Annotated in this window: 27 protein-coding genes; 23 read left to right on the forward strand and 4 right to left on the reverse strand. The window is 43.7% G+C overall.

What is annotated here, in order from left to right:
* Positions 1-33 precede the first annotated feature (33 nt).
* From ABZM97_RS08270 to coaD, 7 genes are all read left to right on the forward strand, one after another.
* Entirely contained in the window at positions 34-1074 is a 1041-nt protein-coding gene (locus ABZM97_RS08270; protein WP_202327705.1) for a CAP domain-containing protein, read from the forward strand.
* A 324-nt stretch (positions 1075-1398) separates the two neighbouring features.
* Complete coding sequence (locus ABZM97_RS08275) at positions 1399-1797, forward strand: YlbD family protein (protein ID WP_087992163.1); 399 nt, start codon at positions 1399-1401, stop codon at positions 1795-1797.
* 15 nt (positions 1798-1812) lie between these two features.
* Complete coding sequence (locus tag ABZM97_RS08280; RefSeq protein ID WP_003221368.1) at positions 1813-2052, forward strand: YlbE-like family protein; 240 nt, start codon at positions 1813-1815, stop codon at positions 2050-2052.
* A 119-nt stretch (positions 2053-2171) separates the two neighbouring features.
* Positions 2172-2621, forward strand: a complete 450-nt coding sequence (gene ricF / locus ABZM97_RS08285) for a regulatory iron-sulfur-containing complex subunit RicF (RefSeq protein ID WP_087992162.1) — start codon at positions 2172-2174, stop codon at positions 2619-2621.
* 54 nt (positions 2622-2675) lie between these two features.
* Complete coding sequence (locus ABZM97_RS08290) at positions 2676-2948, forward strand: YlbG family protein (RefSeq protein WP_015715839.1); 273 nt, start codon at positions 2676-2678, stop codon at positions 2946-2948.
* A 324-nt stretch (positions 2949-3272) separates the two neighbouring features.
* Positions 3273-3827: a 16S rRNA (guanine(966)-N(2))-methyltransferase RsmD gene (gene rsmD, locus ABZM97_RS08295; RefSeq protein WP_087992161.1), complete on the forward strand. Its 555-nt coding sequence runs from the start codon at positions 3273-3275 to the stop codon at positions 3825-3827.
* Positions 3828-3831: 4 nt separating this feature from the next.
* Positions 3832-4317: a pantetheine-phosphate adenylyltransferase gene (gene coaD, locus ABZM97_RS08300; protein ID WP_087992160.1), complete on the forward strand. Its 486-nt coding sequence runs from the start codon at positions 3832-3834 to the stop codon at positions 4315-4317.
* An 11-nt stretch (positions 4318-4328) separates the two neighbouring features.
* Here coaD and spoVV read toward each other — a convergent pair whose 3' ends face one another.
* Complete coding sequence (gene spoVV, locus ABZM97_RS08305; protein ID WP_087992159.1) at positions 4329-5555, reverse strand: dipicolinic acid transporter SpoVV; 1227 nt, start codon at positions 5553-5555, stop codon at positions 4329-4331.
* Between the two features lie 179 nt (positions 5556-5734).
* On the opposite strand from spoVV, the gene ABZM97_RS08310 reads away from it, so the two are divergent.
* Positions 5735-6517 carry a patatin family protein gene (locus ABZM97_RS08310; protein ID WP_087992158.1) on the forward strand — a complete coding sequence of 261 codons (783 nt, stop codon included), beginning with the start codon at positions 5735-5737 and terminating at the stop codon, positions 6515-6517.
* Between the two features lies 1 nt (position 6518).
* Positions 6519-7544, forward strand: coding sequence for a protease DdcP (gene ddcP, locus ABZM97_RS08315; protein WP_087992157.1), 1026 nt, complete (start codon positions 6519-6521; stop codon positions 7542-7544).
* Between the two features lie 174 nt (positions 7545-7718).
* Here the strand turns inward: ddcP and ABZM97_RS08320 are convergent, their stop codons facing one another.
* Together ABZM97_RS08320 and ABZM97_RS08325 are read right to left on the reverse strand one after the other, a co-directional pair.
* Positions 7719-8966, reverse strand: coding sequence for a nucleotidyltransferase (locus tag ABZM97_RS08320; protein ID WP_087992156.1), 1248 nt, complete (start codon positions 8964-8966; stop codon positions 7719-7721).
* Positions 8963-9148, reverse strand: a complete 186-nt coding sequence (locus ABZM97_RS08325; protein ID WP_087992155.1) for a hypothetical protein — start codon at positions 9146-9148, stop codon at positions 8963-8965. Before ABZM97_RS08325 ends, ABZM97_RS08320 begins: the two co-directional genes overlap by 4 nt.
* A gap of 27 nt (positions 9149-9175) precedes the next feature.
* Here ABZM97_RS08325 and ABZM97_RS08330 point away from each other — a divergent pair, with 27 nt between their 5' ends.
* The 3 genes from ABZM97_RS08330 to gerR all read left to right on the forward strand — a co-directional run bounded on the left by ABZM97_RS08330 (position 9176) and on the right by gerR (position 10625).
* Positions 9176-9694 carry a DUF177 domain-containing protein gene (locus ABZM97_RS08330; RefSeq protein WP_087992154.1) on the forward strand — a complete coding sequence of 173 codons (519 nt, stop codon included), beginning with the start codon at positions 9176-9178 and terminating at the stop codon, positions 9692-9694.
* A 21-nt stretch (positions 9695-9715) separates the two neighbouring features.
* Entirely contained in the window at positions 9716-9895 is a 180-nt protein-coding gene (gene rpmF / locus ABZM97_RS08335) for a 50S ribosomal protein L32 (protein WP_003154457.1), read from the forward strand.
* A 145-nt stretch (positions 9896-10040) separates the two neighbouring features.
* Positions 10041-10625, forward strand: coding sequence for a sporulation specific transcriptional regulator GerR (gerR, locus tag ABZM97_RS08340; protein ID WP_087992153.1), 585 nt, complete (start codon positions 10041-10043; stop codon positions 10623-10625).
* 55 nt (positions 10626-10680) lie between these two features.
* On the opposite strand, the gene ABZM97_RS08345 is transcribed toward gerR, so the two are convergent.
* On the reverse strand, positions 10681-11163 hold the full coding sequence (locus ABZM97_RS08345) for an N-acetyltransferase (RefSeq protein WP_087992152.1): 483 nt from the start codon (positions 11161-11163) through the stop codon (positions 10681-10683).
* 157 nt (positions 11164-11320) lie between these two features.
* On the opposite strand from ABZM97_RS08345, the gene ABZM97_RS08350 reads away from it, so the two are divergent.
* The 11 genes from ABZM97_RS08350 to spoVE all read left to right on the forward strand — a co-directional run bounded on the left by ABZM97_RS08350 (position 11321) and on the right by spoVE (position 25343).
* Positions 11321-12217 carry a 2-dehydropantoate 2-reductase gene (locus ABZM97_RS08350; protein WP_087992151.1) on the forward strand — a complete coding sequence of 299 codons (897 nt, stop codon included), beginning with the start codon at positions 11321-11323 and terminating at the stop codon, positions 12215-12217.
* Between the two features lie 69 nt (positions 12218-12286).
* On the forward strand, positions 12287-13906 hold the full coding sequence (bshC, locus tag ABZM97_RS08355; protein WP_367387382.1) for a bacillithiol biosynthesis cysteine-adding enzyme BshC: 1620 nt from the start codon (positions 12287-12289) through the stop codon (positions 13904-13906).
* 125 nt (positions 13907-14031) lie between these two features.
* Entirely contained in the window at positions 14032-14463 is a 432-nt protein-coding gene (gene mraZ / locus ABZM97_RS08360) for a division/cell wall cluster transcriptional repressor MraZ (protein ID WP_003221402.1), read from the forward strand.
* Between the two features lie 69 nt (positions 14464-14532).
* Positions 14533-15468 (forward strand): 16S rRNA (cytosine(1402)-N(4))-methyltransferase RsmH, encoded by a 936-nt coding sequence (gene rsmH, locus ABZM97_RS08365; RefSeq protein ID WP_087992149.1) that lies wholly within the window; start codon positions 14533-14535, stop codon positions 15466-15468.
* Between the two features lie 39 nt (positions 15469-15507).
* On the forward strand, positions 15508-15861 hold the full coding sequence (gene ftsL, locus ABZM97_RS08370) for a cell division protein FtsL (protein WP_087992148.1): 354 nt from the start codon (positions 15508-15510) through the stop codon (positions 15859-15861).
* Entirely contained in the window at positions 15858-18008 is a 2151-nt protein-coding gene (gene pbpB, locus ABZM97_RS08375; protein WP_087992147.1) for a penicillin-binding protein 2B, read from the forward strand. The genes ftsL and pbpB overlap by 4 nt, the downstream gene beginning before the upstream one ends.
* A gap of 133 nt (positions 18009-18141) precedes the next feature.
* Positions 18142-20082: a stage V sporulation protein D gene (locus ABZM97_RS08380; protein WP_087992146.1), complete on the forward strand. Its 1941-nt coding sequence runs from the start codon at positions 18142-18144 to the stop codon at positions 20080-20082.
* Positions 20083-20255: 173 nt separating this feature from the next.
* Positions 20256-21740 (forward strand): UDP-N-acetylmuramoyl-L-alanyl-D-glutamate--2,6-diaminopimelate ligase, encoded by a 1485-nt coding sequence (locus ABZM97_RS08385; RefSeq protein ID WP_087992145.1) that lies wholly within the window; start codon positions 20256-20258, stop codon positions 21738-21740.
* Between the two features lie 111 nt (positions 21741-21851).
* Positions 21852-22826 carry a phospho-N-acetylmuramoyl-pentapeptide-transferase gene (gene mraY, locus ABZM97_RS08390; RefSeq protein ID WP_087992144.1) on the forward strand — a complete coding sequence of 325 codons (975 nt, stop codon included), beginning with the start codon at positions 21852-21854 and terminating at the stop codon, positions 22824-22826.
* Positions 22827-24182 carry a UDP-N-acetylmuramoyl-L-alanine--D-glutamate ligase gene (murD, locus tag ABZM97_RS08395; RefSeq protein WP_087992143.1) on the forward strand — a complete coding sequence of 452 codons (1356 nt, stop codon included), beginning with the start codon at positions 22827-22829 and terminating at the stop codon, positions 24180-24182.
* A 60-nt stretch (positions 24183-24242) separates the two neighbouring features.
* Positions 24243-25343 (forward strand): stage V sporulation protein E, encoded by a 1101-nt coding sequence (gene spoVE, locus ABZM97_RS08400; RefSeq protein WP_087992142.1) that lies wholly within the window; start codon positions 24243-24245, stop codon positions 25341-25343.
* The last annotated feature ends 13 nt before the right edge of the window (positions 25344-25356 follow it).

Consider the following 25356-nt stretch of genomic DNA (forward strand, 5'->3'; position numbering starts at 1 on the left):
AGGCAAGACACGTGATCGCACGGGGGTGATAGATTGAAAAATATATTGAGAGCACTGGTTATCCTCTTGATTATTTGCGGAACTTACGTTCTGTTTATTCAATACGGATCTGTTCCTGAAAAAAAATCCAATGACAGCGAGCCTCAAGTGTCTAACGAGGAAGCGCAAAGCGGCAAACGAATACATATGCCGACTTCAGGGTTATTGTCCTTTATGGGCAAGTCCGCCGATGATGTAACAAAAAAGCTTGGGAAACCTGAACGCATTGACCCTTCCGCATATGATTACGATTGGTGGGTTTACAATCAAGGAAAGGACCAATATATCCAAATCGGAGTATTAAATAATAAAGTGGTCACATTATTTGCAGCTGGGAATGATATTAACGCAAAGCCTTTCAAAATTGGCGAATCAACCGGAGAAGTATTCAAGACGACCCAGGTGGCGCCGTTTGTGAATGTAGAGTATAAAGGAAATTCTTATCGATTTGAGTTTTCTGAAGAGGATATCAATACCAGACCGACTGTAAAGGTAGGAAAGATGTATGTCCAGCTGTATATGGACAAATTTGAGGGGAAGCTATCCAGCATCAGGGCGTTTGATGCGCAAACCTTTGTAAAGCAAAGACCTTATGAGGTTGTTTACCGCGGTGAATTAATGAAATCAAAAGATGTTTCAGATGATAAGTGGGAAAAGATCCAAACGACGAGCGAAAAGCAAATATTTGATTTGACGAATGTCATACGTGTCAAGTATGGACTTGCGAAGCTTGAGTGGGACCAGCCGACGGCGGAAGTAGCTTTTGGACATAGCGAGGATATGAAGGACAATAACTATTTCTCCCATGTTTCTAAAAAATACGGGACGCTGAAAGACCGCTTAGAAGAAGGGGATGTTGACTTTCAGCAAGCGGGAGAAAACATCGCATACAATTATGTGGACGGCCCGGCCGCTGTAGAAGGCTGGCTTAATAGTGAAGGCCATCGAAAAGCGCTTTTAAATTCAGATTATACGCATCTAGGTGTCGGAGTAGACCGGAAATATTACACCCAAAATTTTATTAAGCGATGGTAATGAAAAGCCGCGAACGGTTGGTTCCGCGGTTTTTTCATTTCCACATAATCGGCTGGTCTGGATGTGATGGTACAGAGGAGGCCGATACTCTTCCTGCGTTCGATCACCTTTATTGTGTTGGGGCAAATCTAGAAACATTCCATCCTGATAGCAGCCATCTGTGCGATATTTAAAAAACGGAGCAGAACGGCGGTATTCTGACTCTCAAATTGCTTTGCGCTCCCTGTGATAATAAATGAAGATATTGGTGTGAATATAGGCGAACACAATGCCTCACAAAACGATACATTGTAGTAGGTATCATTTTCGGAGGGGGTGAGGATTGTGGCGAACCAACACGCCAATCATTCAATCAATGACTTTAAACAATTCGTCAAAAAGCATCCCAAGCTGATAAAAGAAGTGCGTAAAGAACAAAGAAGCTGGCAGGACGTCTATGAGAATTGGGTCCTCTTCGGGGAGAGCGACCCGATTTGGGATCCGTATCGGGAACCGGAAGAAGGTGCGAATGCTGTGCCAGAAACGGCGGAAAAAAATGATTTTGTCTCTAAAATGGTAACAGCGGTGAAAAAAATGGATGTCAATCAAATGAACGAACAAATCAATAAAATGAGCCAGTCAATTTCATCATTGCAAAGTCTTCTTCATACATTTTCCGGGAGCGGCCAAAAGCAATCTCAGCCAGGCTCTGGACAGCATCCTTTTTCTTTTCGAAAGGATTAAAAAAGGGGAGCTTATATGCGCAAAGAGGTTCAGGAATTTATTTCAGCAAATGAAGAACGGAAACGATTCATCAGAGAACAGCCGATATGGTACCGCAGGCTTTCGAGAAAACCGGATGATCTGTCCTCCTTTCAGCTTGAGATGATGAACTTTTATGAAAAAACCATACCGCACCGGGTGAACCAGTTTACGAACGGGATTCAAATGGCGCAAATGATGATGCAAATGTTTCAAGCGATGCGGACAAAAGATTGAAAGGCCCGAAAGAGGGTCTTTTTTCATGCTGTAAATGCAGGGAGATTGTTTTCAGGCTTCGGCTAAGGATTTTCCAATTGGCTGGTTTCATGGTAAACTAACAACTGGAGGTGCGTGTTATGTATGCGACGATGGAATCCGTGCGGCTTCAAAGTGAAGCTCAGCAGCTTGCCGAGATGATTCTGCAGTCGGAGACGGCTGAGAACTACCGCAATTGTTACAAGCGTCTCCAGGAAGATGAAGAGGCAGAGCGGATTATTCGTTCTTTTATCCAAATAAAAGAGCAGTATGAGGATGTACAGCGTTTTGGCAAATATCATCCTGACTATAGAGAAATATCCCGGAAAATGAGGGAGATCAAGCGGGAGCTGGATCTGAACGATAAGGTGGCTGACTTCAAGAGAGCTGAAAATGAGCTCCAGTCTATTCTTGATGAGGTTAGCGTCGAGATTGGAACAGCTGTTTCAGAGCATGTTAAAGTTCCGACTGGGAACCCTTATTTTGATGGTTTGTCTTCGTGCGGAGGCGGCTGCGGTTCGGGCGGAGGCTGCGGATGCAAAGTGTCCTGACGAGACTGGCCGTCTCGTCTTTTACATATAAGAGAAATCAGGCAGGTGATTGTATTGGAGAATAGGCGCCAGGGTATGGTTGTGTATCTGCATTCCCTAAAACAAAGCAAAATGCTGAGGAAGTTCGGAAATGTGCACTATGTATCAAAACGCTTAAAATATGTCGTGCTGTATTGCGATATGAATCAAATTGAAAAAACAATGGACAAGATCGCTTCTTACTCGTTTGTGAAAAAAGTGGAGCCTTCTTATAAACCGTTTTTAAAATTGGAATTCGAGTCAAAGCTTGATAAAGCAAAAGAATACGATTATAAAATCGGCATATAGCTCTATAAAAAAATCCCCGCAGGCTTCTGCGGGGTCCTTCTATTCCTTAACAAGTTAAGGAGAAGGCAAAGGGAGAGGAGAAACCGGAGGAAGAACTTATGGGGAAACGTAAGTCTTCTCCGCGGTTGGCAACAACATCCTCTAGATGCTGTTGTTTATAGTATGGACAAGGATCAGTCTGGCTATACACCTGTTTAAACAAGATTACGTTCATTGTTTGCAAGAATGCTTTATGTTAAGATAGGATTGATTTTTTTCTATGTACATAGCGGCGTCCGGCCGAACAAAAAAACAAAATAGCTTTTAGAAAAAGTGGTGTGGAATATGAGAGTAATTTCTGGATCAAAAAAAGGCCGTTCACTAAAGGCCGTGCCGGGAACATCAACAAGACCGACAACCGACAAAGTGAAGGAATCCATTTTCAATATGATCGGCCCTTATTTTGACGGGGGCAGGGGACTGGACTTATTCGCGGGGAGCGGAGGACTTGGAATCGAAGCGCTTTCACGCGGGTTTGAGCATTGTATATTCGTTGACCGTGATTTTAAAGCGATTCAAACGGTAAAATCAAATTTAAAAACGCTGGAGCTTACAAAACATGCACAGGTATACCGCAATGATGCGGAACGGGCTTTGCACGCTGCTGCAAAAAGAGAAACTGCCTTTCGCGGCATTTTTCTTGATCCGCCGTATAAGGAACAAAAGCTGAGAGCGCTTTTAACGATGATTGACGAATATCAAATGCTGGAAGAAGACGGATTTATCGTTACTGAGCATGACAGAGAAGTCGAGCTTCCCGAAGCTGTAGGAGATCTTGTGATGGCAAGAAAAGAAACCTATGGACTTACAGGTGTAGCGATTTATAAAAAGAGGGGGTAGTGTTGTGGCGAGTATAGCTGTCTGTCCCGGCAGTTTTGATCCGGTGACCTACGGGCATCTGGACATCATCAGACGCGGGGCGCATATTTTTGAACAAGTGTATGTGTGTGTGTTGAATAATTCTTCAAAAAAACCTTTGTTCAGTGTAGAAGAACGGTGTGAGCTTTTGAGAGAAGTGACAAAAGATATCCCGAACATTACAGTTGAAACTTCGCAAGGGCTATTAATTGATTATGCAAAAAGAAAAAATGCGAAAGCGATTTTAAGAGGCTTAAGAGCGGTGTCTGATTTTGAATACGAGATGCAGGGGACATCTGTAAACCGTGTACTTGATGAATCCATTGAAACGTTTTTTATGATGACAAACAATCAATATTCGTTTTTAAGTTCAAGCATTGTCAAAGAAGTGGCAAGATACAATGGCACTGTATCAGAGTTTGTGCCGCCGGAAGTAGAGCTGGCGCTTCAGCAAAAATTCAGACAAGGATGAGGGGGTTTGACTCATCCTTTTTTTGTGCCGTTTGTCAGTCTGTAAGAACAAATGATAATGTACGTAAACAGTGCGCATAATGTGACAGCAGGTCCAACCTGCACGAGCTGATTCCAGCTGTTTATAAGTGCTGTTGGCATTTCGCCGCTATGAAGAGATTTGAAAACATACTGATATGGATCATTCCATGCCGTGTATAGAGGTTTCCATAAAAGCATGACGAAGACGGCGGCATAAACGCCCTGCAGCAAACGCGCGATAAAGAATGGTTTAAATCTGATATCGGTTTCCGATAAAATACCTGCCACTTGAGCTTGAACAGAAAAACCGCTAAACCCGAGAATAAAGCTGACGATAATGGCTTGTTGCAGAAGAGTAACGTCTGTTTCGCTGACAAGCTTGCTTCCCAGCGTGATTTCAAACATTCCTGATAATAGAGGGATGTCCAATTGAGCTGGAAGCTGAAACAAGGTCAGCGCACCTTTTGTGAATACAGACAGAATATCAGTCAGCTGCACCACGGATAACAGCCTGTTAAAGACAGAAAACAAAATAATAAACCCGCCCACCATGAGAAGCGTTTGAACAGAAGATGTCACGGCGTCGCCTAAAATTTTGCCCAGAGGCCGTTTTTCCGCAAGTCTGGCGGTATGCAGAGCGTGTAAAGCATCTTTGATCGAAGGAAAAGGAATCGTTTTCTTATTTCTGAGATGCTGCTCTTCTTTGCGTCCATAGGAACGCATCGTTAAACCGACAGCCAGATTCCCTAAATAGTGTGCGGTAGCCAATAATATGCCCAATGACGCGTTTTGAAAGAAACCGACGGCAACAGCGCCAAAAATAAAGAGCGGATTTGAAGAATTGGTAAACGACGCAAGCCGTTCTGCTTCTACTCTTGAAATCTGTTTTTCCTGCCGCAGACGGGCAGTGAGTTTTGCTCCCGCTGGGTTTCCTGATGCCATTCCCATAGCAAGAACGAAGCCGCCGACACCCGGCACGCGAAAGATCGGCCGCATAAAAGGCTCAAGCAAAACACCGACAAACCGCACAATGCCAAAACCGATTAAGAGTTCAGACAGAATAAAAAATGGCAGCAATGACGGAAACACAACCTCCCACCACATAGAAAGCCCGGTTTTAGAGGCTTCGAATGAGGCCTGCGGATGTGAGATGACAGTCGCTGTTAAAAATAGAAAAAACGAAGCAATTAAAAGTGTATGAATCTTCGACAAGTTCATTCTTACCTCCCCGATGCTAAAAATGCCCAATCACATGTATATCATGATAAAATATGTATGACACGAAACGGCCAAGCAGTACCTGTCCTTTTGAATCTTTGTACTAATATACGAGCATAGGGGTTCAGTTTAGACCATAGAATTCGGTATACAGGGAATTCAGGCAGGAGGTTAACGCTTTGGTTAAACCTAAAATCGGGTTAGCGTTAGGATCGGGAGGGGCCAGGGGGCTCGCTCATCTCGGTGTGCTCTCCAGTTTACATAAGCATCAAATTGAAGTGGATATGATTGCGGGGAGCAGCATGGGCGCTTTGGTAGGCAGTTTCTATGCCGCCGGCCACGATGTGGCAACGATGGAGAAAGTCGCTAAAGTCTTTAAACGGCGGCTTTATGCTGATTATACGGTTCCGAGGCTCGGTTTTTTAAAAGGTGATCGCGTCAGGCAGCTTGTGCATGCTTATACATTCGGAAAACCGATCGAAGAGCTTCAAATCCCGCTGGGCATTGTAGCGTGTGATTTACAGACAGGAGAAAAGATTGTGTTCCGCAAGGGCTCGGTGTCAGATGCGGTGCGGGCGAGCATCAGCATACCAGGTATCTTTATTCCGCAGAAGCTGGACGGACGGCTTCTTGTAGACGGCGCGGTCGTCGACCGAATCCCGGTTTCTGTTGTCAAAGACATGGGGGCTGATATTATCATCGCTTCGGATGTCTCCAGGGTTCGAAAAACCGAAACGGCGGCGCATATTTTTGATGTGATTATGCAAAGTATGGATATACTGCAAAATGAATTGGTGCGACATCAAACGATTGCCGCGGATATCATGATTCGCCCTTCTCTTGAAACATACAGCTCCAGCTCGTTTGCTAATATTGAAGCAATGATATCGGCAGGCGAGGAAGCGACAGACCGAATGATCAGCAAGATAAAAAAAGAAATAGAGAATTGGGAGGGCTCATAATTTGCTTCGTAAAAAACATTTTAGCTGGATGCTTGTCATCCTCATTCTGATTGCCGTTTTATCATTTATAAAACTTCCATACTATATTACAAAACCGGGAGAAGCGACAGAGCTTGCTTCACTGATAAAAGTGGAGGGAGGCTACCCGGAAACAGGAAGTCTGTCCTTAATGACTGTCAAAGTGGGACCGGCTAATCCGTTTACATATGTGTGGGCGAAGGTTCACTCTTATTATGAAATAGTTCCTGATGAAAGCATCAAGGAAGAAGGCGAATCAGATGAGGAGTATATGAAAAGGCAGCTCCAAATGATGAAAAGCTCGCAAGAAAACGCCGTCATAGCGGCCTATCAAAAGGCAGGAAAAAAAGTCAGTTATTCCTTTAACGGCATATACGCTAGCTCAGTTGTAGAAAACATGCCCGCAAAAGGGAAAATAGAAGTCGGTGATAAAATTATTAAGGCAGACGGCAAAAACTATCAGTCTGCTGAAAAGCTGATTGATTATATCAGCAGCAAAAAAGCGGGAGATAAAGTCCGGTTAAAAATTGAAAGAGAAGAAAAAGAAAAGATGATCACCCTTACATTAAAACAATTTCCCGATGAGCCGGAACGGGCAGGCATCGGAGTTTCGCTCTATACGGACAGGAACGTGAAAGTGGAGCCCGATATTGATTTTGAAATCGAAAATATCGGCGGCCCGTCAGCAGGGTTAATGATGTCTCTGGAAATCTATAATCAGCTGACAAAACCAGACGAAACAAAAGGCTACGAGATTGCGGGAACCGGTACCATTGATGTTGACGGAAAAGTAGGTCCGATCGGCGGCATCGATCAGAAAGTCGTCGCCGCGGACAAAGCTGGAAAAGACATTTTCTTCGCCCCAAATCAAAACGGCGCCAGCAATTCCGATTATAAAAACGCAGTGAAAACAGCAAAAGATATTGATTCAGATATGAAGATTGTGCCTATTGATACGATGCAAGACGCGATTGATTATTTGAATAAGCTGAAAGCGAAAAGCACCTGATACTCAAGTGCTTTCAGTGTGTCGATAAACCCCCGCATTCGTTGTCAGGGCTGCGAGTCGGTGCTCAATACGGAGTGGAACGGCCAGACGTCCTGCCTACATCCTGTGAAATCTGCTCCGATGCTCGGCCTTCCTGGACTTCAACAATTTGAAGCACCTGAACTCAGGTGCTTTTTATATATTTAAAAAGCGTTGTTCATCCTCGTCATATCGAATGGGAGTACGTCCATATTCCTGCAGGGCAAATTCAGTTCTCAGCGGTTCTTCTATCGGCAGACTGTAGATTCTGCTTGCTTTTATGTCCAGATCGAGTGCGGGATGGGAGAAAGAGGACAGTTTGCTGACAAGCGGAACGGACATCGCTTTTTTCTTTTCTGATAAATAAGACTGTCCTTTTTTCGTCATGCCGAGAAGCCTAATATAAGGCACCTCTTCGTCGGCAAGCAGCTTATGCATCTCCTGTTTGTTCGTTCTGGTTAAAATGTGCGTGTTCATCCGCTGGAGCCTTGTCCACGTATAACGTTTTGTTTTCAGAAGCTCCATAAATTCCTGGTAGGAGCTGGCTTTTCTGATCGAACGAAGAATTCTGTGTTCTAAGCCTTCCTCCACCTCGTATACGTGCTGTAATTCCTGTGCTGTGACAGTCGACAGGCTGTATTTTAAGTAAGAAAAATAGCTTTCAGGTGTATGCCACAATCCGAAAGATTTTCGGTAATGTGCTAATTCACTTGCGGATGTACCAGGAAGAAAACGAAGGCAGGCTTCAAGATTCTGTTCAAACATCGCTTTTCTGATACTTGTGGCGCTTGCGATATGGTTTTCGCCTTCAGGAAGGTCGGCATCATGATAGTCCGAGGAAATGCGCGCTGTGGTATAAGGTTTCGTTGGATATCCCCCGGAAAGAATGGAAGTCACATAATGATATCCCAGAATGTTGTTTGGCTTTGATAAATCAAGCGCATTTTCTGTATGTAAAATGGATCTGAAGGCGATAGCTGCCGCGGCTGGGTAGCTGGCCCCCTTTTTAAGTTCTTCTTTGATACACTGATCAAATGTATGCTTATGCTCATCAATAAGCTTTGCTGTTTCTATAAACGGCTTAATATCACCATTTTCACTCCCGAAAAAAAGCGCCTCGCATCCAAGTTTGTTCAGGATGGAAACACTGCCGCGTGCGAAAATCTCCGCTTTTTGCACCGCATAAAGATAAGGCAGTTCAATGACAAGATCGACTCCGCTTTGCAGCGCCATTTTTGTTCGGGCCCATTTTGACACTACAGCCGGTTCTCCGCGCTGTAAAAAATGTCCGCTCATTACAGCAACAGCCGTGTCACATCCGGTTTGCCGCTTTGCTGTTTGGGCATGATAAAGGTGACCGTTATGAAAGGGATTATATTCAACCACCAATCCGACAGCTTTCATATTTTTTCCGCCTTTCTTGCTATGTTTAAAAACGTATGGTACATTTGCAAATGGAAACTCTTACGTCTTATTTTTATTCTAAGTGTATGCATCGCATATACCGCTGTCAATGATACTTGAGTGGCAGCATTATGCTGTAAAGAAAAAATATTGACAAAAACAATCTTAAAAGCTATAATCATGTTTGTTGCTTTCATGAGGTGATACAAATGAAATGGACGATTTATCAGCTGCATCAAATGCCAAACCAAAGTTTTGAGTTTGATGAAACAGTTGAGTTAAATGAGCTGACAAAGCTGAATTCTGACATCCGCCGCATTTCTCCCGTTCGGGTGAAGGGCAGAGCGGATATTAAATCGAAACAGGTTTCGTTTGATTTTGCGATTTCAGGCGAAATGATTTTGCCATGCTCAAGAACACTCGTTGATGTTGCGTATCCATTTGAAATTTCAACAAAAGAACTGTTTATATTTCATCAGACGGATGATATAGAAGATGATGACGTTCACATTGCTGAGGACGATACTATCGACTTAACTCCGATCGTGAAAGAAGAAATTCTTTTAGAAATCCCTATGCAAATCTTTTGTGAATCTGAACAAGAAAAAGGAGCTGCTCCTCAAGAAGGAAAGGACTGGCAAGTCATTTCAGAGGAAGACAAGAAGAATCAAGTCGATCCGAGACTTGCAGCCCTCGAAAAGCTCTTAAAACAAGATGATGAATCTTAACTCTTTAAGGAGGTGGGAATAATGGCTGTACCTTTTAGAAGAACTTCTAAAATGAAGAAAAGATTGCGCCGTACACATTTCAAACTTAATGTACCTGGTATGACAGAATGTCCGTCATGCGGAGAGATGAAATTGTCTCACCGTGTATGCAAAGCATGCGGATCATACAACGGCAAAGACATAAATGTAAAAAGTAACTAATAAGAAAAGCGCAGGGTGAAAGCCCTGCGCTTTTTCTTTTTCTCTTCCTGTCAGCTTGCGGAAAATTTGTAAGTGCAAATAGTCTATCTAATCTATTACCGGCATATGTATGAGATAAATAAGCTGACATGGAGGGAGATTAAATTTGACCATTACAAGACAAGATGCTTGGACTCAGGATGAGGATTTGCTGCTGGCAGAAGTGGTGCTTCGCCATATTCGAGAGGGAGGAACACAGCTATCAGCCTTTGAGGAGGTTGGAAGAGCGCTGACCAGAACCGCAGCAGCCTGTGGGTTCAGGTGGAACTCGTATGTGAGAAAACAATACCAATCAGGCATAGAGCTTGCGAAAAAGCAGAGGAAAGAACTGAGAAAACAAATCGGCGTTCATTCGGTCAATTTGCCGAATTCCGTAAAGCAAACCGCCGCGGCAGCGTCAACAGAAGGAAAACGAGATTTGTCCATTCAGGATGTCATTCAATTTCTCGAACAATTCAAAGAAACGCCGTCTGCACATGAATTTCAGCTCGAAAGGGAAAAATTGAAGAGGCAAATCCAATCGCTGCAAAAGGAGCTTGAGGATTTACGGAGTGAAAATCAAACATTGAGGAACCAGCTAGAGATGACAGAAGAGGATTACAAGGCACTGATCGATATTATGGACCGGGCCAGAAAAATGGTTGTTTCTAAGGAAGACGGAAGAATGAAAAAAAAGGCTCAAGAAACGTAATGAACGCCTGAAATGAACCGGCCGTAGAGTGTGAATAGGCCGGTTGTTTTTATTTCTATGCAGATTCTCCCGGTGTCATTTCTTGATCCATATCAGGGTGCCAGATGAGCGGGTTTTCCCCTTTGTCCCGCGCCATATCATATTTAACAGTTTCAAAGTTCATTTTATTCCAAAATTCCGCTGATTTCATTCGCGGATTTGTCCGAATCGGCATTTTGAATGATTTGGCAAATTCAACCAACGCTTTCCCGTATCCTCTGTTTTGGTAGCCCGGAAGAACCTCAAGCTTCCAAAGCTCCAAATAATCCTGATGATTGTCGAAATAAGGATTCGATTTGCCATTAACTTGATATAGACTCATTCGCGCTACAAGTTTATCCCCAAAATAAATCCCGTAAAAAGGCGAAGTGCTGTCATTTTCAATAATATTATCCTGAAGATCTTCAAGCATTGAAAGCTCCTGAATGCCGTATTCTTTGAACTTCTTGAATTCTTCAAGCGTTTTATAGTTGACGAGCAGACGTTCTACCTTTACCATGCAATCTCCCCCTTTGTTGTTTCTACATATATTGTAAACGCTTTATTTAAAAAATCCAAATATTAAAACTTTAATTTTAAGCACACGGAACCTTTGAGAAGTAATTTGTTCTTACTTCTGCTATGATAATACATAAATGTTAATTGGGTGTGACAACATGAAAATTGGGATTATCGGCGGAGGCTCTGTCGGTCTTTTATGCGCCTATTATTTGTCACTTCATCACGAGGTGACTGTTGTGACGAGGCGGAAAGAGCAGGCTGCGGCCATAAAGTCTGAAGGCGTCCGGCTTGATAAAGGCGGAGAAGAATTCAGCGCTGATTGCAGTGCGGACACGAGTATCAATTCGGATTTTGATCTGCTTGTCGTGACAGTAAAGCAGCATCAGCTCCAGTCTGTTTTTCCGTCGCTTGAACGGATCAGGAAAACGAATATATTATTTTTGCAAAACGGTATGGGGCATATCCACGAATTGAAAGACTGGCGCGTTGGCCATTCCATTTATGTTGGAATTGTTGAGCACGGAGCTGTTAGGAAATCAGATACAGCTGTTGATCATACGGGTTTGGGTGCGATAAAATGGAGCGCGTTCGATGACGCTGAACCAGATCGGCTCAACATTTTGTTTCAGCATAACCATTCGGATTTTCCGATTCATTATGAGGCGGATTGGTACCGCTTGCTGACGGGCAAGCTGATTGTTAACGCTTGTATCAATCCGTTAACCGCGTTATTGCAGGTGAAAAATGGAGAACTGCTGACAGCGCCGGCTTATCTCGCTTTTATGAAGCTGGTTTTTCAGGAGGCGTCCCGCATTTTAAGGCTTGAAAACGAAGAAGAGGCTTGGGAGAGGGTTCGGGCCGTTTGCGGACAAACGAAAGAAAACCGCTCTTCTATGCTGGTTGACGTTATCGAAGGCCGGCAGACGGAAGCTGACGCCATTATCGGATATTTATTGAAGGAAGCAAGCATTCGCGGCCTTGATGCTGTCCACCTCGAGTTTTTATACGGGAGCATTAAAGCTTTGGAGCGAAATACAAACAAAGTCTTTTGAGCTTTTTCTGTAACATGCTATACTCATTTCGGATAACTAACTATTTATTTAGAAAGGAAGTTCTAGAAGATGCAGCTAACTGAACTTTCCATCAAAAATCAGAATGTGTTTGTACAGCACTATATAGATGGCAAAGAAGAAATGTCTTCTTTTTTTGATTACAGCATTCATCATAAGGACATGTGGCGCGACAGACTGAAGGACTTATCCTCCCGGTTTTTCGCAAGAGAGGAGTTGGCGGCATACTTATCCTCTTACCATAATAAATTCGGTTCAAGTGCCATGCAGTCTGCTATTGAGAAGCTGAAGGATCCGTCAAGCGCGGCTGTTGTCGGCGGACAGCAGGCAGGACTTTTAACAGGACCGCTTTATACTATACATAAAATCATTTCAATCATTGTGTTAGCAAAGGAACAAGAAAAGCAGCTGCAAGTGCCTGTCATCCCGATTTTCTGGGTGGCCGGAGAAGACCACGATTTGGATGAGATTAATTTTGTCCATACATCTGAAGAGAATGGTCCCGTGAAAACAAAGCTGCCCCAGTCTTATTGGAAGAAATCTTCGGCAGCGAGCACAACTCTTGATCAGGAAAAATGCGCCGCATGGATAGATGGTGTATTTGCCGCTTTTGAGGAAACAGACCATACGAATACACTTCTCGACAATGTGAAACGATGTTTAAGGAAATCTGTTACATTCACTGATTTCTTTGAACTGCTGATCGCGGATCTGTTCCAAGAGGAGGGGTTAGTTTTATTAAATTCTGGAGATCCGGGGATTAAAAAGCTTGAAACGGCCATGTTCCAAAAGATTCTCCGGGAAAATGATGAACTCGCCCGCGCGGTGTCAGAACAGCAGGACTTCATGCGTGAAGCAGGCTACAAGCCGATTATCGAGTCCGGAAAAGAGCAGGCGAATCTGTTTTATGAATATGAAGAAGAGCGTTTTTTAATTGAAAAAGACAACGGCCGTTTTGTCATCAATGAGCTTGATATGGCATGGACGATGGATGAACTTTATACACATATAGAAGAACATCCTGAGCGCTTCAGCAATAATGTTGTAACGAGACCGTTAATGCAGGAATACCTCATTCCGACTTTAGCCTTTATTGCAGGGCCTGGAGAAATTAACTACTGGGGTGAGCTTAAACAGGCCTTTACGGTGATGGGCTTTAAAATGCCTCCGGTTATGCCGAGGCTGAATATTACGATACTTGAACGGCATATTGAGAAAAAACTGCTTGAACGGAATATCTCATTACAAGATGCGATTGAACGCGGTACGGAGAATCAAAGAGAGATATACTTTGAGCATCAGATTCCGGAAGAGTTTACCGCGGTGATGGATCAGGCGAAAAGTCAAATTGAAGCGGTTCACAAAACGGTAAGGCACGAGGCGTTAAAGGTTGATCAAAGCATGGAACCTTTACTCCTGAAGAACGCCGCTTTTATTCAGGATCAGCTTCAATTTTTAGAGCGGACAGTGACGAAACGAATTGAAGAAAAAGAAGGCTGCGTCTTGAAGGATTATGAGAGAATCCAAACTAGCATTAAGCCGCTGCTTGCGCCGCAAGAGCGAATTTGGAATATCATGTATTATTTGAACAGGTACGGTCCAAAATTCTTCACATCATTCAAGAATCTGCCATTTTCTTTTCAAAATCAACATCAAGTTGTCAAACTTTGAAATAAAGTTTTAAAGAACCCTGACTAGTTCAGGGTTTTTTTTTATGGGTAAACAGTGTAAAATGAAGTTGTGGAGAGAAGTGGTGGATAGTGGTGAGTTAAGGAGAGAAAGTGGGGCAAGAGATCATGTTTATGGGTGAATATCAGCATACCATCGATGCGAAGGGCCGCATGATCGTACCCGCTAAATTCAGAGAAGGCCTTGGCGAGCAGTTTGTGCTGACCAGAGGGCTTGACCAATGTCTCTTCGGCTACCCTATGCACGAATGGAAACAAATTGAAGAAAAACTAAAAGCACTTCCTCTCACTAAAAAAGATGCCCGCGCGTTTACCCGTTTCTTCTTTTCAGGGGCGACCGAATGCGAACTGGATAAGCAAGGCAGGGTAAATATCGCATCATCTCTATTGAATTACGCCAAACTGGAAAAAGAATGTGTTGTTATCGGGGTTTCTAATCGAATTGAATTGTGGAGTAAAGTAATTTGGGAACAATACACAGAAGAGCAAGAAGATTCATTTGCTGAAATTGCTGAAAACATGATTGGGTTTGATATATAATGATTCTTCGTGTATAACACTCTAAAAACAATTTCAATTCATCCTGATAAAAGGTGGGACCAACACAATATGTTTCAACACAAAACAGTACTTCTTCGTGAAACCGTAGACGGGCTTAATATTAAACCGGACGGTACATATGTAGACTGCACACTCGGCGGAGCTGGGCACAGTACATACTTATTGCAGCAATTATCCGAGAAGGGGCGTTTAATCGCTTTTGACCAAGACGATACGGCATTAGAGCATGCCAAAGAAGCGTTGTCCGATTATAAAGGACAGCTCATTCTGATCAAAAGCAATTTCAGGTATTTAAAAGAATGTTTGAATGAACAAGGTATTACTGAAGTAGACGGTATTTTATTTGATTTAGGGGTGTCCTCCCCGCAGCTGGATACACCGGAACGGGGATTCAGTTACCATCATGACGCACCGTTGGACATGAGGATGGACCAGTCGGCCTCACTTACGGCGAAGGAAGTCGTTAATGAGTGGCGCTATGAGGATCTCGTCCGTATCTTCTTTAAATACGGCGAAGAGAAGTTCAGCAAACAGATCGCCAGAAAAATTGAAGAGGCACGAATCAAATCTCCTATTCAAACTACGGGCCAACTGGTCGATCTAATAAAAGACGCGATTCCCGCTCCAGCGAGAAGGAGCGGAGGACATCCCGCTAAACGCGTGTTTCAGGCAATCAGAATTGCCGTGAACGATGAACTTAAGGTGTTTGAAGAGGCTTTGGAGCAGGCAATAGAGGTTCTGAAACCAGGGGGAAGGGTATCAGTCATCACCTTCCACTCGCTTGAAGACAGAATTTGTAAATCTACTTTTAAAGAAAAGTCGTCACTTCCGGAACTTCCTCCGGGTCTTCCTGTCATACCGGAAGAGTTTGAACCAGAACTTAAACTCATCACGCGAAAACCGATTACGGCATCTCAGGAAGAGCTTGAAGAAAACAACCGGGCTCGTTCTGCGAAGCTTCGGATTGCCGAAAAAAGAAAATAACGAAACACGAACGCAAAATAAAAAGGAGGTCATCAGCCTATGAGCAATTTAGCTTACCAACCAGAGAAACAGCAGCGGCATACGATCAGTCCTGAGAAAAAAGTAATTGTCAAGAAAAGGGCTTCCATTACTCTCGGAGAAAAAGTGCTTCTTGTCCTCTTTGCTGCGGTGGTGCTCAGCGTATCGCTTTTGATCGTATCAAAGGCGTATGCGGCATATCAAACCAATATTGAGGTGCAAAAGCTTGAGGAGCAAATTTCATCCGAAAATAAGCAAATTGGTGACCTCGAAAAAAGTGTTGCTGATTTAAGCAAACCGCAGCGCATTATGGACATTGCGGAAAAGAACGGCTTGAATTTAAAAGATAAAAAAGTGAAAAACATACAGGAATGATTCAAATGCCAAAAAAGAATAAATTTATGAATAGAGGAGCAGCGATTCTAAGTATTTGTTTCGCTCTCTTTTTCTTTGTTATCCTTGGGAGAATGGCATATATTCAAATAACCGGAAAAGCGAATGGCGAGGTGCTTGCGACAAAAGCGACAGAGCAGCATGAAAAGAAACGGCCCATCGAAGCAAGCCGCGGCTCGATTTTAGACCGAAACGGTAAAGTGATTGCGGAAGATACAGCGACGTATAAGCTGATTGCCGTTCTTGATAAAAAAATGACCACTGATAAAAAGCATCCTCAGCATGTTCAAAACAAAGAAAAAACGGCGGAAGCGCTCTCTAAAGAGATTAAGATGGACAAGGCTGATATCCTTGATATCTTAAACAAGGATTTAAAGCAAGTGGAGTTCGGTTCAGCGGGCCGGGATATTACGTATTCGAAAAAGAAAGAAATCGAAAAGTTGAAACTCCCGGGCATTTCATTTTTACGGGATACCAAACGCTACTATCCAAATGGTGTTTTTGCATCCAATCTAGTAGGGTATGCCGAGGTTGATGAAGACACAAATGAAATTTCCGGCGCGATGGGACTAGAAAAAGTGCTGGATAAGTATTTGAAGGAGCGGGACGGATATGTGACCTATGAAAGCGACAAATCCGGCTGGGAGCTCCCGAACAGCAAAAATAAAATTACAGCGCCAAAAAATGGTGACAATGTTTATTTAACCATTGACCAGAAAATCCAAACCTTTTTGGAAGACAGCATGACAAAAGTGGCGAAAAAATACAATCCGAAAAAAATCATGGCAGCAGTCGTCGATCCGAAAACGGGCAAAGTGCTTGCCATGGGACAGCGCCCAAGTTTTGATCCGAACACCCGCGATGTGACAAATTACTATAATGATTTGATTTCATATGCATATGAACCCGGATCAACGATGAAGATTTTTACACTTGCTGCTGCTATACAGGAAAATGTGTATAACGGCAATGAAGAGTACAAGTCCGGAACATATAAAGTAGGCGGAGGACAAGTAAAAGACCATAATGCCGGGGTAGGCTGGGGAGCAACAACATACCATGATGGTGTAGTGAGGTCTTCTAATGTGGCTTTTGCCAAACTGGCTAATGAAAAGCTGGGCTATTCCCGTCTAAATGAATATCTTCATAAATTCAATTTCTATCAAAAAACAGGTATTGATTTGCCGAATGAAGTATCAAGTAAAATAAATTTCAAATATGAATTTGATAAAGCATCGACTGCATATGGACAAGCTTCTGCTGTTACACCGATTCAGCAGCTTCAGGCCGCAACAGCAATTGCGAATGACGGCAAAATGATGAAACCCTACGTCATAGACCATATTGTAGATCCTGATACGAAGAAAACCATTTATCAAAATAAACCTCAGTCAGCCGGTACGCCAGTCTCTGCTGATACCGCTAAAAAGGTTCGTAATATTTTAGGTGATGTCGTTACATCTGATATCGGTACAGGACGGCCGTATAAAATTGAAGGTTTTGATGTAGCCGTTAAAACCGGAACAGCACAAATTGCCGGACAAAACGGTTATCTATCTGGACGCGATAATTACGTATTTTCTGTAATGGGAATGGCGCCCAAAGATGATCCTGAGCTGTTGATCTATGTTGCGGTGCAGCAGCCGCAATTAGAGAATGATGAAACAGGTTCAGATCCAGTATCAGAAATCTTCAACCCAACAATGAAAAACAGCCTGCACTACCTGAACATCAAACCAACTGAAAAATCTGACTCGGATAAGGAAGAAACAAAAGCGCAGACGATGCCTGATTTAACAGACCAAACGGTAGCCGGTGCTCAAAAGAAAGCAAAAGAAGAAAATCTCACACCGGTTGTCATCGGCAGTGATGTCGCTGTAAAAGAACAGTATCCGAAAGCGGATGAGGAAGTTCTGACCAATCAGAAGGTCTTCCTGAAAACGGGTGGTAAAATCAAAATGCCTGATATGACAGGCTGGTCGAGAAGAGAGGTTCTTCAGTACGCCGAGCTGGCGGGAATTCACATTGAAGTCAGCGGACAGGGCTATGCTGTCAGCCAAAGCGTCAAGAAAGACAAAGAAATAAAAGACAAAACCGTAATCAAGGTGACGTTTAAAAATCCTGATTAAATAGAAAGAAAGCTTGCTGGGGATTTCCCTGCTATGCAGGCTTTCTTTTTTTATACCTTCAGAGGAGCATCGTTCTACTTGTCCAAGTTCAGGCATAAAATGAAACAAGCTTAAATAAGGAGTGAACGGTCTCTTGCGCGTCTCGAATGTAACGGTTAGAAAACGTTTATTATTTGTTTTGCTTTTTGGCGTGATCGTGTTTCTGATCATTGATACAAGGCTGGGGTATGTTCAGTTTGTGATGGGTGAGAAACTGACTTCGCTGGCAAAGGATTCTTGGAGCAGGAATTTGCCGTTCGAGCCGGAGAGAGGCGAGATCCTTGATCGCAACGGTGTGAAGCTCGCAACAAACAAAAGTGCGCCGACCGTATTCGTCGTGCCGCGCCAAGTTCAGAATCCGATGAAAACGAGCAAGCAGCTTGCGGCGGTTTTAAACATGTCAGAAGAAAAAGTATATAAGCACGTGACCAAAAAAACGTCAATCGAAAAGATCACTCCTGAAGGGAGAAAGATTTCAAATGAAAAGGCGAAAGAAATCAAAGCGCTCGATTTAAAAGGTGTGTATGTGGCGGAGGACAGTATCCGCCATTACCCGTTCGGCAGCTTTTTGTCTCATGTGCTTGGATTTGCCGGAATTGACAACCAAGGTCTCCTTGGTCTAGAAGCTTATTACGATGATGATTTAAAAGGGGAAAAGGGCTCTGTTAAGTTTTATACAGATGCCAAAGGAAAGAAGATGCCTGATGAAGCGGACGACTATACACCGCCTAAGGACGGGCTTGATATGAAGCTGACAGTTGATTCAAAGGTTCAAACGATAATGGAAAGAGAGCTTGATAACGCTGAGGCTAAATATCATCCAGACGGTATGATTGCCGTGGCCATGAATCCGAAAAACGGAGAAATATTGGGAATGTCCAGCAGGCCTGACTTTGACCCTGCTGACTATCAATCAGTCGATCCGTCCGTCTACAATCGGAATCTGCCGGTGTGGAGCACGTATGAGCCGGGATCTACCTTTAAAATTATTACACTTGCAGCAGCTCTTGAAGAGCAAAAAGTAAATTTGAAACGTGATCAATTTTATGATAAAGGGCATGTGGAAGTGGACGGAGCGAGACTGCGGTGCTGGAAAAGAGGCGGGCACGGGCTGCAGACGTTTCTAGAAGTTGTACAGAATTCCTGCAACCCGGGGTTTGTTGAATTGGGCGAGCGCCTAGGCAAGGATAAGCTTTTCAAATATATCAAAGACTTTGGTTTCGGCCAAAAAACAGGAATTGATCTGCAAGGTGAGGGAACAGGAATCTTATTCCCGCTTGACAGAGTAGGTCCGGTCGAACAAGCGACTACGGCTTTCGGGCAGGGGGTATCTGTCACGCCGATTCAGCAGGTTGCAGCCGTATCTGCCGCTGTAAACGGAGGAACGCTTTACACACCTTATATTGCAAAGGAATGGATCGACCCTGTAACGAAAAAAACGGTCAAAAAACAATCGCCAATCGCCAAGAAACAAGTCATTTCAGAGGGAACCTCCAAACAAATCCGCTATGCTTTAGAAAGCGTTGTCGCAGAAGGCACCGGCCGCAACGCATTTGTAGAAGGATACCGTGTCGGCGGAAAAACGGGAACTGCACAAAAGGTTAAAGATGGAAAATACCTTGAAAACAACCATGTTGTATCATTTATCGGTTTCGCGCCGGCTGACGATCCGAGTCTTGTCGTCTATGTCGCGGTGGATAACCCGAAAGGCACGATTCAGTTTGGCGGAACGGTTGCAGCGCCTATTGTCGGGAATATTATGAGAGACAGCCTGCCTGAGATTGGTGTCAAGCCTCGGAAAAATCAAATTGAGAAAAAATACAAATGGAACGACACAAAAACAGTAGAAGTTCCGAATGTTGTAGGGATGTCTGTCTCAGAACTTGAGTCACTTTTGGTGAATCTCAATGTCGATGCTTCCGGGAAAGGAAGCAAAATCGTGAAACAATCGCCAGCTGCCGGAACGAAAGTAAAAGAGGGCTCAAAGATACGCGTTTATTTGACTGAAGAGGATGAAAAGGAGGCAGCCGATTGATTCGGGCTGCCTATATTTTATTGCAGAAAAATGATATGATCTTTCAAGATTAGCTGGATGTATCCTTTTATTTACGCTAAAATATGAACTGTATGCTTAAAATCATTATCACATCAATTGACGTGACTTCAATGATAAAAAGAACGAATTAGAATGTTGAGAGGTTTGATACGATGAAACTGACAAAGCTGCTTACATACTTAACAACCGAACCTTCTGTAAACGACTCACAAGACCCTGAAATAACTTCAATTGAGATGGACTCCAGGGAAGTAAAGAAAGGGAGTCTTTTTGTATGTGTAAAAGGGTATACGGTGGATGGCCATGATTTTGCGCAAAAAGCAGCAGAAAGCGGCGCAGCGGCTATTGTGGCAGAAAGAGAGCTTGATGTGGATGTGCCTGTCATTATTGTCCGGCAGTCACTGCGAGCGCTCAGCGTTTTGTCTGATGCGTTTTACGGACAGCCGACAAAGAAGCTTCAGCTGATCGGGATCACAGGCACAAACGGAAAAACATCAACGACCCACATGGTCGATGAGATTCTGAAAAAAGCGGGAAAACGCACAGGCTTAATCGGCACAATGTACATGAAAATCGGCGAAGAAACACTTCCCGTTAAAAACACGACACCTGAAAGCGTCACACTGCAGAAAACGTTTAAGAAAATGAATGACAAGCAAGTTGACACTGCCATCATGGAGGTTTCTTCTCACGCATTGTCTTTAGGTCGTGTTCATGGCTGTGATTATGATATTGCCGTGTTTACGAATTTAACGCAGGACCATCTGGACTATCATAAAACGATGGATGAGTACCGACAGGCAAAAAGCCTGCTCTTTTCTCAGCTTGGCGGGGCTTTCGACCATGAACATCCAAAGCGTGCCGTACTGAACGCTGACGATGAGGCGAGCGCTTATTTTGAAAAGGTGACCGCAGCGCATATTTGTACATACGGAATAAAAAACAACGCTGATGTGATGGCGAAGAACATCAATATCACGGCACAGGGCACAAGATTTGATCTTGTGACAAACAAAGGCACTAAACATATCACAATGTCGCTCGTCGGACAGTTTAACGTGTATAACGTGCTGGCAGCTGTTGCAACATGTATTGCAGCAGGCATACCGTTTGAAACGATCACTGAAGCGGTTGAAGAATTGCATGGCGTAAGAGGCCGTTTTGAATTGGTTAATCAGCAGCAGGAGTTTCCAGTCATTGTTGATTACGCGCATACGCCGGACAGCCTTGAAAATGTACTGAAGACATGCAAAGACATGACAGAAGGTAAGCTTTTTGTCGTTGTCGGCTGCGGGGGAGACAGAGATAAGACAAAACGCCCGAAAATGGCTAAAATCGCTGCGGAGCTGGCTGACGAACCGATTTTCACTTCAGATAACCCGAGAAGCGAAGATCCCCGCGCGATTTTAAGAGATATGGAAGCTGGAGTAGAGAATGCATACTACCATAGCATTGCAAACCGCGAGCAAGCGATCTTTTTCGCGATTGCCAATGCCAAAAAAGGCGATGTTGTTCTCATTGCAGGAAAAGGGCATGAAACCTATCAGCAGATCGGAAACGAAACCTTCGATTTTGACGATGCTGAAGTGGCGGCGAGAGCGATTGTCGAACTCAATAAGAATAAGACAAATTCATAGGAAAGAGATGTTATTGAATAATGGAGCTTCAAAAGATTTTTCATATGGAAAAAGATCATGAATATGATAACTACGTATGTCGTTTGAAAGAAACAGGAGGAGAAAAGGACAATGCTTGAGCAAGTCATTCTGTTTACAATTTTAATGGGGTTTTTAATTAGTGTTCTGCTCTCTCCGATTCTTATTCCGTTTTTAAGAAGATTAAAATTCGGCCAAAGTATTAGAGAAGAAGGACCGAAATCACATCAGAAAAAATCAGGGACGCCGACAATGGGCGGGGTTATGATCATACTTTCTATCATTGTGACAACAATTGTGATGACACAGAAGTTTTCAGAAATAAGCCCGGAAATGGTGCTGCTTCTGTTTGTTACGCTCGGCTACGGTTTGCTTGGCTTTTTAGATGATTACATCAAGGTCGTCATGAAGCGCAACCTTGGATTGACGTCAAAGCAAAAGCTGATCGGACAAATTATCATTGCGGTTGTATTTTATGCCGTGTACCATTACTACAATTTCGCGACGGATATTCGCGTGCCTGGAACTGATTTATCATTTGATCTTGGCTGGGCTTACTTTATCCTGGTGCTCTTTATGCTTGTCGGCGGATCAAATGCGGTTAACCTGACTGACGGTCTTGACGGTTTATTATCCGGTACGGCTGCGATTGCTTTTGGCGCCTTTGCCATCCTGGCATGGAATCAGTCTCAATATGACGTAGCGATTTTCTCAGTTGCCGTTGTCGGTGCGGTGCTGGGCTTCCTTGTATTTAATGCTCATCCGGCCAAAGTCTTTATGGGAGATACGGGATCACTGGCATTGGGAGGAGCCATCGTTACCATTGCTATTTTAACGAAATTAGAGATCCTGCTTGTTATCATCGGCGGTGTATTCGTTATCGAAACATTATCCGTTATTCTGCAGGTCATCAGCTTTAAAACGACAGGTAAACGAATCTTTAAAATGAGTCCGCTGCATCACCATTATGAGCTTGTCGGCTGGTCTGAATGGAGAGTCGTCGTGACGTTTTGGACTGCGGGACTTTTACTTGCCGTTTTAGGAATTTACATCGAGGTGTGGTTATAAGTGGAAAACGATCTTTTTTTACAGAATCAGCATTTTTTAATCCTTGGGCTCGCGAAAAGCGGGTATGCGGCGGCATCTATTCTTCATGAAAAAGGCATGTATGTTGCAGTCAATGACCAAAAACCTTTTGAAGAAAACGAACCAGCGCAAAAGCTTTCTGAAGCAGGCATTGAGGTTGTTTGCGGAGAGCATCCTGTTTCTCTGTTCGATCAGCATCAAATCACGGTTCTGATCAAAAACCCCGGCATTCCATATGAAAATATTATGGTTCAGGAAGCGGAAAAAAGAGGCATCCCGGTTTGGACGGAAATTGAGCTCGCTTACTACCTGACAAACGCCAAGTTTATCGGGATTACCGGATCGAATGGAAAAACAACCACGACAACGCTGATTTATGAAATGCTCAAAGCTGACTCGCAAAAAGCGCTGATTGCCGGAAACATCGGCACTGTCGCAAGCGAAGTGGCTTATCATGCTGATGGGGATGAATGGATCGTTACTGAACTTTCTTCGTTTCAACTGATGGGAACACACGCTTTCAGACCGGAAATCAGCTTGATTTTAAACATATTTGACGCTCATTTGGATTATCACCATACACGAGAAAACTATGAAAAAGCGAAGCAGAAAGTGTATCTTCATCAGAAAGCTTCAGATAAAGCCATTGTTAATCAGAATGATGAAACTGTCGTGCGTCTGGCTGAAGACGGAAAAGCCGAAGTCATCCCATTCTCAGTCAGCAAAACGCTTGAAAAGGGCGCTTATGTAAAAGACGGTATGATGATGTTCAACGGTGAAGCCATTCTTCCTCTGGAAGAGGTTGTGCTGCCCGGCGCACATAACATGGAGAACATTTTAGCTGCCATTGCAGTTGTGAAAACGGCAGGAGTGTCTAACGAAGCAGTCAAAAAGGTGCTGACAAGCTTTACTGGCGTCAAGCACCGTCTCCAATATGTCACAACAGTGCAAGACCGCAAGTTTTATAATGATAGTAAAGCAACAAACATTTTGGCGACAACCAAGGCGCTTTCAGCTTTTGACAAACCGGTCATTCTGCTTGCGGGCGGACTGGATCGCGGAAATGGTTTTGACGATTTAAAACCGTATATGAAGCATGTCAAAGCAGTGCTAACATTTGGCCAGACAGCGCCGAAACTCGAGAAGCTCGGCAATGAGATGGGAATACAACATGTCAAACGTGTCGATAATGTTGAACAAGCAGTATCTGCGGCGTTTGCGCTCTCAAATGAAGGCGATGTCATCCTGCTGTCACCTGCGTGTGCGAGCTGGGATCAATTCAAAACATTTGAAGAACGCGGTGACATGTTTATAGATGCCGTGCATATGCTTAAGTAAGGGCTTGTCTTGAAGTAAATCGGCAGCCCTAATGACTTTAAGCTTGGGGTGTCGGTTGCTTTGACTACTAAAAAAACATCGCCTGATTTGTTATTGGTCATCATTACGCTATTATTATTAACAATCGGATTAATTATGGTGTACAGTGCGAGTGCCGTATGGGCGGATTATAAATTTGACGACTCTTTCTTTTTCGCGAAACGGCAGATGCTGTTTGCGGGAATCGGCGTTATTGCCATGTTTTTTATCATGAATGTTGATTATTGGACGTGGAGGACATGGTCCAAATTATTGATGGTTATTTGCTTTTTCCTCCTTGTGCTTGTTTTGATACCAGGCGTCGGCATGGTGCGGAACGGCTCAAGAAGCTGGATCGGGGTCGGGGCATTCAGCATACAGCCTTCAGAGTTTATGAAGCTTGCGATGATTGCATTCCTTGCTAAATTTCTCTCTGAAAAGCAAAAAAACATAACATCATTCAGACGGGGATTTATCCCGGCACTTGGCATCGTGTTTTCAGCGTTTTTGATTATCATGTGCCAGCCTGACCTTGGAACAGGGACAGTAATGGTTGGGACTTGTATTGTCATGATTTTTGTAGCCGGCGCGCGCATCGCCCATTTCGTTTTTCTCGGGCTGATCGGACTCAGCGGATTTGTTGGACTGGTACTATCGGCTCCATACCGAATTAAGCGGATTACCTCCTACTTAAATCCGTGGGAAGATCCGCTCGGCAGCGGTTTTCAAATCATTCAATCGCTTTATGCGGTGGGGCCCGGCGGATTGTTCGGAATGGGGCTAGGACAAAGCAGACAGAAGTTCTTTTATCTGCCTGAGCCGCAAACAGACTTTATTTTCGCCATATTGTCAGAGGAACTTGGCTTTATCGGGGGGACCCTTATTTTGCTCCTCTTCAGCGTCCTGCTGTGGAGAGGGATCAGAATTGCCCTCGGCGCACCTGATCTGTACGGAAGCTTTGTCGCAGTCGGCATTATTTCAATGATTGCCATTCAAGTCATGATTAATATTGGTGTAGTAACGGGCCTTATTCCGGTAACAGGCATCACGCTGCCGTTTTTGAGCTACGGAGGCTCTTCATTGACCCTGATGCTGATGGCCGTCGGCGTTCTGCTGAATGTGAGCCGATACTCGAGGTATTAATGAATGTATTGCC

Origin of the sequence: Bacillus vallismortis (genome assembly GCF_040784915.1) — a bacterium.
Lineage (GTDB): Bacteria > Bacillota > Bacilli > Bacillales > Bacillaceae > Bacillus > Bacillus subtilis_G.